Consider the following 12,173-nt stretch of genomic DNA (forward strand, 5'->3'; position numbering starts at 1 on the left):
GGTTAGTATTGGTCTTCGTAACGCTTGGCGAGATCTTCGATGTTCTCAGGCGGCCAGGACGGCACTTCCATGCCGAGGTGCAAGCCCATGGAAGCGAGAACTTCCTTGATTTCGTTGAGCGACTTGCGACCAAAATTCGGCGTGCGGAGCATTTCTGCTTCGGTCTTCTGAATGAGGTCGCCGATATAGACGATGTTGTCGTTCTTCAGGCAGTTGGCCGAACGGACGGAAAGCTCCAGTTCGTCGACCTTCTTGAGAAGCGCCGGGTTGAAGGCGAGTTCGGTGACTGCCTCTTCCTCTGCTTCCTTGTGCGGCTCTTCGAAGTTGACGAAGACCGAGAGCTGGTCCTGAAGAATGCGGGCCGCAAACGCGATCGCATCTTCACCGGTAACCGAGCCATCGGTTTCGATGGACATCGTCAGCTTGTCGTAGTCGAGAACCTGGCCTTCACGGGTGTTTTCCACCTTGTAAGAGACCTTCTTGACTGGCGAGTACAGGCTGTCGACCGGAATGAGGCCAATCGGCGCATCTTCCGAGCGATTGCGGTCAGCCGGCACGTAACCCTTGCCGTTGTTGACGGTGAACTCCATGCGGATCTCGGCGCCCTCGTCGAGCGTGCAGATCACATGGTTCGGGTTGAGGATTTCGATATCGCCAACCGTCTGGATGTCACCGGCCGTTACAACGCCCGGGCCCTGCTTGCGCACGACCATGCGCTTTGCGTCGTCGCCATCCATCTTGATGGCGATTTCCTTGATGTTGAGCACGATGTCGGTCACGTCTTCCCGGACACCCGGGATAGAGGAGAACTCGTGCAGCACGCCGTCGATCTGCACTGCGGTGACGGCAGCACCGCGCAGCGACGACAAAAGCACGCGGCGAAGCGCGTTGCCAAGCGTCAGACCAAAGCCGCGTTCAAGCGGTTCCGCGACCAGCGTTGCCCTGGTGCGGCCGGAGGAGGCGAACTCCACCTTGTTCGGCTTGATCAATTCCTGCCAATTTTTCTGGATCATGTTTTCTGCCTTCCGTTCGTTGCCACCATCCAATCGTGACAACCGAGCCCCGAAGACCGGGAGAGCGCCTGAACGCTCTCGCCGGGATGTTGTGTGCATATGATCAGACGCGGCGCTTCTTGCGCGGGCGGCAGCCGTTGTGCGGGATCGGGGTCACATCGCGGATCGAGGTGATCATGAAGCCCGCAGCCTGCAGCGCGCGAAGTGCGGATTCACGACCCGAACCCGGACCGCAAACTTCCACTTCCAGCGACTTCATGCCGTGTTCCTGAGCCTTCTTGGCGCAGTCTTCAGCGGCGATCTGAGCGGCAAACGGGGTCGACTTACGCGAACCCTTGAAACCCTTTGCACCGGCGGACGACCAGGCAATTGCATTGCCCTGCGCGTCGGTGATGGTGATCATCGTGTTGTTGAACGACGAATTGACGTGTGCGACGCCAGACGTGATGTTCTTGCGCTCGCGGCGGCGAACGCGGGTGGCTTCCTTGGCCATTGGATCCCTTTCTTAGATCTCTGCACCGCCGTAATTCCAGCGGCTCCACCGGGAAAAGGATTGGTCGTCCCCTGCCCTGCATCTTCACTTCTTGCCGAGCCAGCACGCCGGCCCGACGGAGATTTCGCTGAACCGGTCCCGGTCCGCGACGGTCAGGCGAAATCGCCTGCCCAAACTGCAAAAGGAGGCCGGCGCACGACGCCAGCCTCCCGCCTTCCCTTTTCGGGAAATTACTTCTTTTTGCCGGCGATCGCCTTTGCCGGACCCTTGCGGGTGCGGGCGTTGGTGTGCGTGCGCTGGCCGCGTACCGGCAGACCGCGACGATGGCGAAGGCCACGGTAGCAGCCGAGATCCATCAGACGCTTGATGTTCATCGAGGTTTCGCGACGCAGATCGCCCTCGACCTGGTAGTCACGGTCGATCGTTTCACGGATCTGAAGGACCTCAGCATCCGTCAACTGATGCACGCGGCGATCAGCCGGAATGCCGACCTTCTCGATGATTTCCTGTGCGAATTTCGTGCCGATCCCGTGAATATACGTCAGCGCGATGACGACGCGCTTTGCGGTCGGGATGTTGACGCCAGCGATACGTGCCACGTCTATTCTCCTTGCGTTCCAGTTGCCATCCGGCAATAGGTGCTTCGTTACGCGACCTCGAAGAGCCGCACGTTAATTGAGGTTCGAGACACGTCAAAAACGACCGTACCCGGACTTCATTGCTTTGAAGACCGCGCCGATCGCTTCTCATGTCGCGAGTTGACGCTGTCTTTGGAGGAATCGGCCGGAAAAGTCAACTCCCCCGGTGGTTCCATTTTGGCAAAGACGAATGTCTAAGCCAGAATCTTCTCGATATCGGCGGTGACCGTGTCCACATCCGCCATGCCGTCCACAGTTTTCAACTGACCTGTGCCGGCATAGTATTCCGACAACGGAGCCGTCTTCTCGCGATATTCCGTCAAACGACGCTTGAAGGCTTCCGGATTATCGTCGGAGCGAACGGTACCGCCGGCGGCGACGGTTTCCGCTACGCGATTCTCCATCCGCCGCACAAGAGCTGCCTCGTCGACTTTAAGCTCGATGACTGCATCGAGCTTCAGGCCCTTGCTTTCGAGCATCCGGTCAAGCGCCTTGGCTTGCGGCACGGTGCGCGGATAACCGTCGAGGATGAACCCCTTGGCGCAGTCCGGCGCGTCGATACGGTCAGAGACGATTTCATTGACGATCTCGTCGGAAACGAGCTGGCCGGCATCCATAACGGCCTTCGCCCGCTTCCCCACTTCGGTCGCCTGAGCCACGGCCGCCCGCAGCATGTCGCCTGTGGAAAGCTGCGGAATGCCGTATCTCTCCGTCAGAAGCTTGGCCTGTGTACCCTTGCCAGCGCCCGGCGGGCCCAAAAAAATCAGTCTCATCGTCCCCTCTTTCCTCCGCGCAGCTTCGACTTCTTGATCAGCCCCTCATATTGCTGAGCAATGAGGTGACCCTGGATCTGTGCTACCGTATCAAGGGTCACGCTGACAACAATCAAAAGCGACGTACCACCAAGGTAGAACGGCACGCCCGTCTGCGAGATGAGGATTTCAGGCAGGATGCATACGAAGATCAGGTAGATCGCGCCGATCACCGTGATACGCGTCAGCACGAAGTCGATGTATTCGGCTGTCCGTTCGCCCGGGCGAATGCCCGGAATAAAGCCGCCATGCTTCTTCAGATTGTCCGCGGTGTCCTTCGGATTGAACACGATCGCGGTATAGAAGAAGGCGAAGAAGGCGATCATGCCGCCGTAGAGCACCATGTAGAGCGGCTGGCCATGAGCGAGCGCGCTGACGATCGCCGTCGCCCAGCCGGGCATTGTCGCAGTGTTAGCGAAACCAGCCAGCGTCGCCGGCAACAGCAGCAGCGAGGACGCGAAGATCGCCGGAATGACGCCCGAGGTGTTGAGCTTCAGCGGCAGGTGCGACGTATCGCCCTGAAACATGCGGTTCCCCACTTGGCGCTTCGGGTACTGGATCAACAAGCGGCGCTGAGCACGCTCGACAAAGACGATCAGCGCAATTACGGCAACGACCATGACGATGATTGCCAGGATGAGTGGCGTCGAAAGAGCACCTGTGCGGCCGAGTTCGAGCGTGCCGGCCAGCGCAGACGGCAGAGCCGCCACGATGCCGGCAAAGATGATAAGCGAAATGCCGTTGCCAATGCCGCGCGACGTAATCTGCTCGCCGAGCCACATCAGGAACATGGTGCCGCCGAGGAGCGAAATCACGGTGGAAACTCGGAAGAACCAGCCCGGATCGCCCACCAGACCGCTGCCGCTCTCAAGACCGATCGCGATACCGTAAGCCTGCATCGCGCCGAGAAGCACTGTGCCGTAACGGGTATACTGGTTGATGATCTTGCGGCCCTGCTCGCCTTCCTTCTTCAACTGCTCGAGCGCCGGCACGACCGAAGTCATGAGCTGCACGATGATCGAAGCGGAGATGTAGGGCATGATGCCGAGCGCGAAGATCGCCATGCGCTCAACCGCGCCGCCCGAGAACATGTTGAAGAGGCCAAGAATGCCGCCGCTCTGGCCCTGGAAGGCTTGCGCAAACGCTTCCGGATTGAGGCCGGGCAGCGGGATATAGGTGCCAAGGCGATAAACCAGAAGCGCGCCAAGGGTGAACCAAAGACGCTTTTTCAGATCCTCCGCCTTGGCGAAAGTTGAAAAATTCAGGTTCGAGGCAAGCTGTTCCGCTGCAGAAGCCATGCGATTCTCCGCGTACCAAATTTCGGAATCAGCGGGAAAACCCGGTCAGTTCCGGAAAGAGAAAGTCTTCGTTCTTGAAAACCGGACGCGAGGCGATTGTCGCTGCAATCGGATGCCTCACCGTGGTTTCCGTTATGTCCGATACAGCGAGTGATTCGCCGCCTCGAACGTGAGGCTCACATATGGGAGCAAAACCGCCCGGAGTGAAGCACCCCGGGCGGTTCATCAGTCACATTATTCCGCGGCCGCTGCAAGCAGCTTGATGGAACCGCCAGCCTTTTCGATCTTCTCGATCGCCGACTTGGACGCGCCGGCGACTTCGAGCGAGACCTTGGCCTTCAGTTCGCCATCGGCGAGAACGCGGACGCCGTCCTTGGCGCGGCGGATGACGCCGGCAGCCTTGAGTGCAGCCGCATCGACCGTCTTCGAAGCGTCGAGCTTCTTGGCATCGACAGCAGCCTGGATACGGCCGAGCGACACCACAACGAACTCCGAAGCGAAGATGTTGTTGAAGCCGCGCTTCGGCAGGCGACGGTAGATCGGCATCTGGCCGCCTTCGAAGCCGTTGATGGAAACGCCCGAACGTGCCTTCTGGCCCTTCACACCGCGACCGGCGGTCTTGCCGGAGCCGGAGCCGATACCGCGGCCAAGACGCTTGCGGTTCTTGGTCGCGCCTTCGTTGTCCTTGATTTCATTCAGTTTCATTTCTGGATCCCCCTCACTTCTCGTCGACGACGCGAACGAGGTGCTGGACGGCCCGGATCATGCCGCGAACGGCCGGAGTATCTTCCAGCGTGCGAACCCGGTGCATCTTGTTGAGGCCCAGGCCGACGAGCGTCTGACGCTGCACGGCCGGACGGCGAATGGGGCTACCAATCTGCTCGACGGTAACCGTCTTCTTGGCAACTTCTTTCTTAGCCATCTGTCAGCTCCCTTATTCTTCGGAAGCAACGCCGGCGGAAACGCGACGAGCCTGAAGCGTGGCATACTTCATGCCGCGCTGTGCCGCGATGTCCTTCGGGTGCATCTGGTTCTTGAGGGCATCGAACGTCGCGCGAACCATGTTGTAGGGGTTCGACGAACCGGTCGACTTCGCGACGACGTCGTGAACGCCGAGCGTTTCAAAGACGGCACGCATCGGGCCACCGGCGATGATACCGGTACCGGCCTTGGCCGAACGCAGCAGCACCTTGCCGGCGCCGTGACGGCCATGGACGTCGTGATGCAGGGTACGGCCACCGCGCAGCGGGACGAAGATCAGGTCGCGCTTTGCAGCTTCCGTTGCCTTGCGGATGGCTTCCGGCACTTCACGCGCCTTGCCATGACCGAAGCCAACACGGCCCTTCTGGTCGCCAACGACGACGAGGGCTGCGAAACCAAAACGACGACCGCCCTTCACCACCTTGGCGACGCGGTTGATGGCGACGAGCTTATCGACAAATTCGCTGTCGCGCTCTTCGCGGCTCTGGCGATCTTCGCGAGAACCTCTTCTTTCTTGTGCCATTGTCCTTTTCCTTTTTCTTTTCCGGGTGCAATCGGCAGATTGACGAAAGCCGCCTCACTTCCTTGGAAATCGAAGCGGCCGGGTATTTTACGAAGTCGGGTGCCGCCCGGACATTGCTGCCCGGGCGATGAACCTTAGAAGTTCAGGCCGCCTTCGCGAGCTGCCTCGGCCAGCGCCTTGATGCGGCCGTGGTAGATGAAGGCGCCGCGGTCAAAGACAACGTCCTTGACGCCCGCCTTGGATGCACGCTCTGCAAGGAGCTTGCCGACAGCCGTAGCGGCCGCGGTATCAGCGCCGGTCTTCAGCGAAGACCGCAGATCCGTGTCGAGAGTCGATGCGGAGGCAATGGTCTTGCCAGCAACATCATCGATGATCTGCGCGTAGATGTTCTTCGACGAGCGATGAACCGACAGGCGCGGGCGGCCATTGGCGACCGCCTTGATTTGACGGCGCACGCGGCTGGCGCGACGCACAAGAGTATCTTTCCTGCTAGCCATTTCGCGTGATCCTTACTTCTTCTTGCCTTCTTTGCGGACAATCCGCTCTTCGGCATACTTGACGCCCTTGCCCTTGTAGGGCTCGGGGCCACGGTATTCGCGGATTTCCGCGGCAACCTGACCGACCTGCTGCTTGTTGATGCCGGTGACGACGATTTCCGTCGGCTTCGGCACAGCGATCGTGATGCCTTCCGGCGTCTGGTAGACCACGTCGTGGCTGAAACCGAGCGCCAGCTGCAGGTTCTTGCCCTGCATGGACGCGCGGTAACCGACGCCGTTGATCTCGAGCTTGCGCTCGTAGCCGTCCTTCACGCCCTTGAAGATGTTCTCGATCATCGTGCGGGACATGCCCCACTTCGAACGAGCATCCTTGCTCTCATTGAGCGGCTGAACGACAACCGCATTGTTTTCGAGCTTCACCGAAACTTCGTCGTTTGCGACGAAGAACAGTTCGCCCTTCGGACCCTTCGCCGTTACCTTCTGGCCATCAACGTTAGCCGTGACGCCTGCCGGAACTTGAACGGGTTTCTTACCGATACGAGACATTTTTATACCTGTCTGTTCGCTATGGAGATCCTGCTCGGCCTTAGAAGACCGAGCAAAGAACCTCGCCACCAACATTCTGTTCGCGTGCCTGGTGATCGGCCATCACGCCCTTCGGGGTCGAAAGGATGGTGATGCCGAGGCCGTTCGCGACCTGCGGAATGGACTTGACCGAGACATAAACTCGGCGGCCCGGCTTGGAGACGCGTGCGATCTCGCGGATCACGGACGAGCCTTCGTAGTATTTCAGTTCGATGTTCAGCTCGGACTTGCCGTTGCCGAATTCGACCTCAGAGTAACCGCGGATGTAGCCTTCGGACTGAAGGACATCCAGAACGCGTGCGCGGAGCTTCGAAGCCGGCGTCGAAACGCTCGACTTACGGCGAGCAGCACCGTTGCGGATACGGGTGAGCATATCGCCCAAGGGATCAGTCATTGCCATGTGCCCGTCTCCTTACCAGCTCGACTTGACGATGCCCGGCACCTTGCCGAGATTGCCCAGTTCGCGAAGCGCAATACGCGACATACGAAGTTTGCGATAGTAGGCACGCGGACGGCCGGTCACTTCGCAACGGTTGCGGATGCGGGTCTTGGAGCCATCACGCGGCAGTTCTGCCAGCTTGAGGGTTGCCTTGAACCGCTCTTCGATCGGCAGAGACTGGTTCATGATGATTGCCTTCAATGCAGCGCGCTTGGACGCTTGCCCGGCAACCAGTTTGCGGCGGCGCTTGTTCTTTTCAACTGCGCTCGTTTTCGCCATAACAGTTATCCTTCTTTACGCTTGTCGTTACGGATTACTGACGGAACGGGAAGTTGAACTCTGTAAGCAGAGCGCGCGCTTCGTCGTCGTTAGTTGCCGTCGTGCAAACGATGATGTCCATGCCCCACATCTGATCAACCTTGTCGTAGTTGATCTCAGGGAACACAATGTGCTCCTTGACGCCCATGGCGAAGTTGCCACGACCATCGAAGGACTTCGGATTGAGGCCACGGAAGTCGCGAACACGCGGAAGTGCGATGTTCACGAGACGATCCAGGAACTCATACATCCGAATGCCGCGCAGGGTAACCTTGGCGCCAATCGGCATGCCTTCGCGCAGCTTGAAGCCAGCGATGGAGTTACGGGCGCGGGTGATCACCGGCTTCTGGCCAGCAATCGCAGCGAGGTCGGCCGCAGCAACGGACGGCTTCTTGGAATCGCCGGTCGCTTCGCCAACACCCATGTTGATGACGATCTTGTCGAGACGCGGGATCTGCATTTCGTTGGCGTAGGAGAACTTCTCCTGCATCGCCTTGCGGATGCGCTCTACATATTCCTTCTTGAGCCGCGGCTCATAAGCGGTCTTAGCCATCGATCACTACTCCCGAACGCTTGGCCACGCGGACCTTCTTGTCACCTTCGATCTTGAAGCCGACGCGGGTCGGCTTGCCGTCCTTGGGATCGGCGACCGCGATGTTCGAAAGATGGATCGGGGCTTCCTTGTTGATAATGCCCGCTTCCTGGCTCTGGGTCTGGCGCTGGTGACGCTTCACCATGTTAACGCCACGCACGACAGCCCGGTCTTCCTTAGGCATGACCTGGATTACTTCGCCGGTACGGCCCTTGTCCTTACCGGTGAGAACGACGACCTTGTCGCCTTTGCGAATCTTTTGCATCTCTCAACGCTCCCTTAGAGTACTTCCGGAGCCAGCGAGATGATCTTCATGTGGTTCTTGGCGCGGAGTTCGCGCGGAACCGGTCCGAAGATACGGGTGCCGATCGGCTCTTTCTTGTTATCGATAAGAACGGCTGCGTTGGTGTCGAAGCGGATGACGCTGCCATCCGGACGGCGGATGTCCTTCGCAGTGCGAACGACAACAGCCTTCATGACGTCACCCTTCTTCACGCGGCCGCGCGGAATGGCTTCCTTGATCGAAACGACGATGATGTCGCCGATCGACGCGTACTTGCGCTTGGAGCCGCCCAGCACCTTGATGCACATGACACGACGTGCGCCGGAATTATCCGCCACGTCGAGGTTTGTTTGCATCTGAATCATGTCAGGTCGCCTTCTTGTTGTTACCAGGCCGGTTGGGTCGGAACCCCCTCGCCCGGCTTATTGTGCTCATCTCAAAGCAAAAGAACGCCCGGACTCGAGCGTTCCTCAGCTTTAATTGCGTGCTTCATACAGATATTTGCCCGAGACGCAAGGGTCTCGCGGTCAAAACCTGCAGAAATCAAGCCTGGGCGGAAACGACCGTCCAGCGCTTATCTTTCGAGATCGGCGCGCATTCCTCGATGGAAACGACGTCACCGACCTTGTACTGGTTGTTCTCGTCGTGAGCCTTGTACTTCTTGGAACGACGGACGGTCTTCTGGAGGATCGGATGCGCAAAGCGGCGCTCGACCCTGACGACGACGGTCTTGTCGTTCTTGTCGCTGACGACGGTGCCCTGCAGAATGCGTTTCGGCATATTTTTCTGGTCCTTAGGCCTTGGCTTCTGCCGCCTTCTGGCGGGCAATTGTTTTAATGCGTGCGATGTCCTTGCGGACTTCGTTGATACGCGAAGACTTCTCGAGCTGGCCGGTTGCCTTCTGGAAGCGCAGGTTGAACTGCTCCTTCTTCAGCTTGGCAAGCTCTTCGTTGAGTTGATCGGCGCTCAGAGCGCGAACATCTGCGGCTTTCATGAGCTTCACTCCTTACTCTGCGATACGCTGCACGAAGCGCGTCTTGACAGAGAGCTTGGCAGCGCCAAGACGAAGTGCCTCACGGGCGAGTTCTTCGCTGACACCATCGATCTCGAACATCATACGACCGGGCTTGACCTTGCATGCCCAGTATTCAACCGAACCCTTACCCTTACCCATGCGGACTTCGGTCGGCTTGGCGGTGACCGGAACGTCCGGGAACACACGGATCCAAACGCGGCCGGCGCGCTTCATGTGGCGGGTGATCGCGCGGCGAGCCGCTTCGATCTCACGGGCGTTGACGCGGTTCGGCTCCTGAGCCTTCAGGCCGAATTCGCCGAAGGCGAGATCAGAACCGCCCTTGGCAACGCCCTTGATGCGGCCCTTAAATTGCTTGCGATACTTCGTACGCTTTGGCTGCAACATTTTTTTACTTCTCCGATATTGGCTGCCACGCGCGAATGTTACGCGTTTTCACGACGACGGTCTCTGCTGCCAGAGCCCTGGGAGTCACTCTCGGTCGCGCGACGCTCGGAAGCCATCGGGTCGTGCTCGAGGATTTCACCCTTGAAGATCCAGACCTTGATGCCGCAGATACCGAAGGCGGTTTCAGCTTCGGCCGTGCCGTAGTCGATGTCGGCGCGCAGCGTGTGCAGCGGAACGCGGCCTTCACGATACCATTCGGTACGGGCGATTTCGGCACCGCCGAGGCGGCCGGCGCAGGTGATCTTGATGCCTTCGGCGCCAAGACGCATGGCCGACTGAACAGCGCGCTTCATCGCACGGCGGAACGCTACGCGGCGCTCGAGCTGCTGAGCGATCGACTGGGCAACCAGGGTCGCGTCAACTTCCGGCTTGCGCACTTCGACGATGTTGAGGTGCGTTTCGGAGTTGGTCATCTCGGAAAGCTTCCTGCGCAGCTTTTCGATGTCGGCGCCCTTCTTGCCGATGATCAGGCCCGGACGTGCAGAGTGGATCGTCACGCGGCACTTCTTGTGCGGACGCTCGATCACGACCTTGGCGATACCGGCTGCCTTCAGCTCTTCCATCAGGTATGCACGGATCTTCAGGTCTTCGTGAAGAAGCTGACCGTATTCTGCGTTGTCAGCGAACCAACGACTGTCCCAGGTCCGGTTGATGCCGAGACGGAAACCGATCGGATTAATCTTCTGGCCCATTATGCGGCCTCCCCTTTGGCTTCCACTTCACGAACAACGATCGTCAAGTGAGCGAACGGCTTTTCGATACGCGATGCACGACCGCGACCACGAGCGTGGAAGCGCTTCATCACAATCGACTTGCCAACGTAAGCTTCCGCGACGATGAGCGAATCAACGTCGAGATCGTGGTTGTTCTCAGCATTTGCGATCGCAGATTCAAGGGTCTTCTTGACCGTTTCTGCTATGCGCTTGCGCGAGAACTCGAGTTCGGCCAGAGCGCGGTCAACCTTCTTGCCGCGGATCATCGCGGCAACGAGGTTGAGCTTCTGGGGGCTGACGCGGATCGTGCGCGCAACGGCCTGCGCCTCATTATCCTTCAGCCGGCGTTCGGCTTGTGCCTTGCCCATTGTTACTTCCTCTTCGCCTTCTTGTCCGCGCCATGACCGTAATAGGTCCGGGTCGGAGCGAATTCACCGAACTTGTGACCGACCATTTCCTCGGACACGGAGACGGGAACGTGTTTGTTGCCGTTGTAGACGCCGAAGGTCAGACCAACGAACTGCGGAAGGATCGTGGAGCGACGGCTCCACATCTTGATCACTTCGTTGCGACCGCCGTCACGAACCTTCTCAGCCTTCTTGAGAAGATAGCCGTCAACAAACGGACCTTTCCATACTGAACGAGCCACTTGAGACTTCCTCTCTTACTTCTTGCGCTGGTGACGCGAGCGCATGATGAACTTGTCGGTCGACTTGTTGGAGCGCGTGCGCTTGCCCTTCGTCGGCTTGCCCCACGGGGTAACCGGGTGACGGCCACCGGACGTGCGGCCTTCACCACCGCCGTGCGGGTGGTCAACCGGGTTCATGACGACACCGCGAACGTGCGGACGCTTACCGCGCCAACGCGAACGACCAGCCTTACCATCATTGATGTTGCCGTGATCGGGGTTCGATACAGCACCGATCGATGCAAGGCAAGAGCCGTGCACGAGGCGCTGTTCGCCCGAGTTCAGGCGAAGGATCGCCATGCCCTGGTCGCGGCCGACGAGCTGCGCATAGGTGCCGGCGGAGCGAGCCATCTGGCCACCCTTGCCCGGCTTCATCTCCACATTGTGGATGATCGAGCCGACCGGGATGAACTGCAGCGGCATCGCATTGCCGGGCTTGACGTCAACGGCCTTGTCCGAGGCGATGATCTTGTCGCCGGCAGCCAGACGCTGCGGCGCCAGGATGTAGGCCTGTTCGCCGTCAGCGTAGTTGACAAGCGCGATGAAGGCGGTGCGGTTCGGGTCGTATTCCAGACGCTCGACCGTGCCTTCAACGTCGAACTTGCGACGCTTGAAGTCGACCAGACGGTAGGACCGCTTGTGACCACCGCCCTGGAAGCGGACGGTGATGCGGCCCAGGTTGTTGCGACCGCCCTTGGAGGACAGGCCCTCGGTCAACGCCTTGACCGGCTTGCCCTTGTGGAGGCCGGCCCGGTCTACGATGACCAGCTGACGCTGGCTCGGGGTCGTCGGATTGAAACTTTTCAATGCCATTTTCTTG

At 59.3% G+C, this 12,173-nt stretch carries 22 protein-coding genes; all 22 read right to left on the minus strand.

Features of this window, described 5'->3' with window-relative positions; genetic code table 11:
* Positions 1 to 2: 2 nt before the first annotated feature.
* Positions 3 to 1,013 carry a DNA-directed RNA polymerase subunit alpha gene (locus PZN02_RS18690; RefSeq protein WP_225104833.1) on the minus strand — a complete coding sequence of 337 codons (1,011 nt, stop codon included), beginning with the start codon at positions 1,011 to 1,013 and terminating at the stop codon, positions 3 to 5.
* A gap of 103 nt (positions 1,014 to 1,116) precedes the next feature.
* The gene (gene rpsK, locus PZN02_RS18695) at positions 1,117 to 1,506 is read right to left on the minus strand and encodes a 30S ribosomal protein S11 (RefSeq protein ID WP_003536496.1); all 390 of its coding nucleotides are present in this window, start codon (positions 1,504 to 1,506) and stop codon (positions 1,117 to 1,119) included.
* Between the two features lie 230 nt (positions 1,507 to 1,736).
* Positions 1,737 to 2,105 (minus strand): 30S ribosomal protein S13, encoded by a 369-nt coding sequence (gene rpsM / locus PZN02_RS18700; protein ID WP_014328076.1) that lies wholly within the window; start codon positions 2,103 to 2,105, stop codon positions 1,737 to 1,739.
* A gap of 233 nt (positions 2,106 to 2,338) precedes the next feature.
* Positions 2,339 to 2,917 carry an adenylate kinase gene (locus PZN02_RS18705; protein WP_280659411.1) on the minus strand — a complete coding sequence of 193 codons (579 nt, stop codon included), beginning with the start codon at positions 2,915 to 2,917 and terminating at the stop codon, positions 2,339 to 2,341.
* Positions 2,914 to 4,254, minus strand: coding sequence for a preprotein translocase subunit SecY (secY, locus tag PZN02_RS18710; RefSeq protein ID WP_280659412.1), 1,341 nt, complete (start codon positions 4,252 to 4,254; stop codon positions 2,914 to 2,916). The genes PZN02_RS18705 and secY overlap by 4 nt, the downstream gene beginning before the upstream one ends.
* 234 nt (positions 4,255 to 4,488) lie before the next feature.
* Positions 4,489 to 4,959: a 50S ribosomal protein L15 gene (rplO, locus tag PZN02_RS18715; protein WP_280659413.1), complete on the minus strand. Its 471-nt coding sequence runs from the start codon at positions 4,957 to 4,959 to the stop codon at positions 4,489 to 4,491.
* Positions 4,960 to 4,972: 13 nt separating this feature from the next.
* A complete protein-coding gene (gene rpmD, locus PZN02_RS18720) occupies positions 4,973 to 5,176 on the minus strand; it encodes a 50S ribosomal protein L30 (protein ID WP_003536508.1) in 204 nt (67 codons plus the stop codon).
* A gap of 12 nt (positions 5,177 to 5,188) precedes the next feature.
* Positions 5,189 to 5,758 (minus strand): 30S ribosomal protein S5, encoded by a 570-nt coding sequence (rpsE, locus tag PZN02_RS18725; protein WP_280659414.1) that lies wholly within the window; start codon positions 5,756 to 5,758, stop codon positions 5,189 to 5,191.
* Between the two features lie 134 nt (positions 5,759 to 5,892).
* On the minus strand, positions 5,893 to 6,255 hold the full coding sequence (gene rplR, locus PZN02_RS18730; RefSeq protein WP_225104836.1) for a 50S ribosomal protein L18: 363 nt from the start codon (positions 6,253 to 6,255) through the stop codon (positions 5,893 to 5,895).
* Between the two features lie 12 nt (positions 6,256 to 6,267).
* Positions 6,268 to 6,801, minus strand: a complete 534-nt coding sequence (gene rplF / locus PZN02_RS18735; RefSeq protein WP_280659416.1) for a 50S ribosomal protein L6 — start codon at positions 6,799 to 6,801, stop codon at positions 6,268 to 6,270.
* Between the two features lie 40 nt (positions 6,802 to 6,841).
* Complete coding sequence (gene rpsH, locus PZN02_RS18740) at positions 6,842 to 7,240, minus strand: 30S ribosomal protein S8 (RefSeq protein ID WP_280659417.1); 399 nt, start codon at positions 7,238 to 7,240, stop codon at positions 6,842 to 6,844.
* Positions 7,241 to 7,252: 12 nt separating this feature from the next.
* Positions 7,253 to 7,558, minus strand: coding sequence for a 30S ribosomal protein S14 (gene rpsN / locus PZN02_RS18745; RefSeq protein WP_280659418.1), 306 nt, complete (start codon positions 7,556 to 7,558; stop codon positions 7,253 to 7,255).
* Between the two features lie 34 nt (positions 7,559 to 7,592).
* On the minus strand, positions 7,593 to 8,150 hold the full coding sequence (gene rplE / locus PZN02_RS18750) for a 50S ribosomal protein L5 (RefSeq protein WP_280659419.1): 558 nt from the start codon (positions 8,148 to 8,150) through the stop codon (positions 7,593 to 7,595).
* Positions 8,143 to 8,454: a 50S ribosomal protein L24 gene (gene rplX, locus PZN02_RS18755; RefSeq protein ID WP_136504356.1), complete on the minus strand. Its 312-nt coding sequence runs from the start codon at positions 8,452 to 8,454 to the stop codon at positions 8,143 to 8,145. The genes rplE and rplX overlap by 8 nt, the downstream gene beginning before the upstream one ends.
* Before the next feature lie 14 nt (positions 8,455 to 8,468).
* On the minus strand, positions 8,469 to 8,837 hold the full coding sequence (gene rplN, locus PZN02_RS18760) for a 50S ribosomal protein L14 (RefSeq protein ID WP_012707761.1): 369 nt from the start codon (positions 8,835 to 8,837) through the stop codon (positions 8,469 to 8,471).
* 178 nt (positions 8,838 to 9,015) lie between these two features.
* Positions 9,016 to 9,252: a 30S ribosomal protein S17 gene (gene rpsQ / locus PZN02_RS18765; RefSeq protein ID WP_018239490.1), complete on the minus strand. Its 237-nt coding sequence runs from the start codon at positions 9,250 to 9,252 to the stop codon at positions 9,016 to 9,018.
* 13 nt (positions 9,253 to 9,265) lie between these two features.
* Entirely contained in the window at positions 9,266 to 9,466 is a 201-nt protein-coding gene (gene rpmC, locus PZN02_RS18770; protein ID WP_153442057.1) for a 50S ribosomal protein L29, read from the minus strand.
* A 12-nt stretch (positions 9,467 to 9,478) separates the two neighbouring features.
* Positions 9,479 to 9,892, minus strand: a complete 414-nt coding sequence (gene rplP / locus PZN02_RS18775; protein WP_011975175.1) for a 50S ribosomal protein L16 — start codon at positions 9,890 to 9,892, stop codon at positions 9,479 to 9,481.
* Between the two features lie 38 nt (positions 9,893 to 9,930).
* Positions 9,931 to 10,644 (minus strand): 30S ribosomal protein S3, encoded by a 714-nt coding sequence (gene rpsC, locus PZN02_RS18780; RefSeq protein WP_153442058.1) that lies wholly within the window; start codon positions 10,642 to 10,644, stop codon positions 9,931 to 9,933.
* A complete protein-coding gene (gene rplV, locus PZN02_RS18785) occupies positions 10,644 to 11,033 on the minus strand; it encodes a 50S ribosomal protein L22 (RefSeq protein ID WP_280659420.1) in 390 nt (129 codons plus the stop codon). Before rplV ends, rpsC begins: the two co-directional genes overlap by 1 nt.
* Positions 11,034 to 11,035: 2 nt before the next feature.
* Positions 11,036 to 11,314, minus strand: coding sequence for a 30S ribosomal protein S19 (rpsS, locus tag PZN02_RS18790; RefSeq protein WP_184108805.1), 279 nt, complete (start codon positions 11,312 to 11,314; stop codon positions 11,036 to 11,038).
* Between the two features lie 15 nt (positions 11,315 to 11,329).
* Entirely contained in the window at positions 11,330 to 12,166 is an 837-nt protein-coding gene (gene rplB, locus PZN02_RS18795; protein ID WP_280659421.1) for a 50S ribosomal protein L2, read from the minus strand.
* Positions 12,167 to 12,173 lie beyond the last annotated feature (7 nt).

This window comes from Sinorhizobium garamanticum (assembly GCF_029892065.1).
Taxonomy (GTDB): Bacteria; Pseudomonadota; Alphaproteobacteria; order Rhizobiales; family Rhizobiaceae; genus Sinorhizobium; species Sinorhizobium garamanticum.

Bases quoted from the DNA above. Each gene is read 5' to 3' on its own strand.
- PZN02_RS18690 (WP_225104833.1), bottom strand. From the start codon at position 1,013: ATGATCCAGAAAAATTGGCAGGAATTGATCAAGCCGAACAAGGTGGAG.
- rpsK (WP_003536496.1), bottom strand. From the start codon at position 1,506: ATGGCCAAGGAAGCCACCCGCGTTCGCCGCCGCGAGCGCAAGAACATC.
- PZN02_RS18705 (WP_280659411.1), bottom strand. From the start codon at position 2,917: ATGAGACTGATTTTTTTGGGCCCGCCGGGCGCTGGCAAGGGTACACAG.
- secY (WP_280659412.1), bottom strand. From the start codon at position 4,254: ATGGCTTCTGCAGCGGAACAGCTTGCCTCGAACCTGAATTTTTCAACT.
- rplO (WP_280659413.1), bottom strand. From the start codon at position 4,959: ATGAAACTGAATGAAATCAAGGACAACGAAGGCGCGACCAAGAACCGC.
- rpmD (WP_003536508.1), bottom strand. From the start codon at position 5,176: ATGGCTAAGAAAGAAGTTGCCAAGAAGACGGTTACCGTCGAGCAGATT.
- rpsE (WP_280659414.1), bottom strand. From the start codon at position 5,758: ATGGCACAAGAAAGAAGAGGTTCTCGCGAAGATCGCCAGAGCCGCGAA.
- rplR (WP_225104836.1), bottom strand. From the start codon at position 6,255: ATGGCTAGCAGGAAAGATACTCTTGTGCGTCGCGCCAGCCGCGTGCGC.
- rplF (WP_280659416.1), bottom strand. From the start codon at position 6,801: ATGTCTCGTATCGGTAAGAAACCCGTTCAAGTTCCGGCAGGCGTCACG.
- rpsH (WP_280659417.1), bottom strand. From the start codon at position 7,240: ATGGCAATGACTGATCCCTTGGGCGATATGCTCACCCGTATCCGCAAC.
- rpsN (WP_280659418.1), bottom strand. From the start codon at position 7,558: ATGGCGAAAACGAGCGCAGTTGAAAAGAACAAGCGCCGCCGCAAACTG.
- rplE (WP_280659419.1), bottom strand. From the start codon at position 8,150: ATGGCTAAGACCGCTTATGAGCCGCGGCTCAAGAAGGAATATGTAGAG.
- rplX (WP_136504356.1), bottom strand. From the start codon at position 8,454: ATGCAAAAGATTCGCAAAGGCGACAAGGTCGTCGTTCTCACCGGTAAG.
- rplN (WP_012707761.1), bottom strand. From the start codon at position 8,837: ATGATTCAGATGCAAACAAACCTCGACGTGGCGGATAATTCCGGCGCA.
- rpsQ (WP_018239490.1), bottom strand. From the start codon at position 9,252: ATGCCGAAACGCATTCTGCAGGGCACCGTCGTCAGCGACAAGAACGAC.
- rpmC (WP_153442057.1), bottom strand. From the start codon at position 9,466: ATGAAAGCCGCAGATGTTCGCGCTCTGAGCGCCGATCAACTCAACGAA.
- rplP (WP_011975175.1), bottom strand. From the start codon at position 9,892: ATGTTGCAGCCAAAGCGTACGAAGTATCGCAAGCAATTTAAGGGCCGC.
- rpsC (WP_153442058.1), bottom strand. From the start codon at position 10,644: ATGGGCCAGAAGATTAATCCGATCGGTTTCCGTCTCGGCATCAACCGG.
- rplV (WP_280659420.1), bottom strand. From the start codon at position 11,033: ATGGGCAAGGCACAAGCCGAACGCCGGCTGAAGGATAATGAGGCGCAG.
- rplB (WP_280659421.1), bottom strand. From the start codon at position 12,166: ATGGCATTGAAAAGTTTCAATCCGACGACCCCGAGCCAGCGTCAGCTG.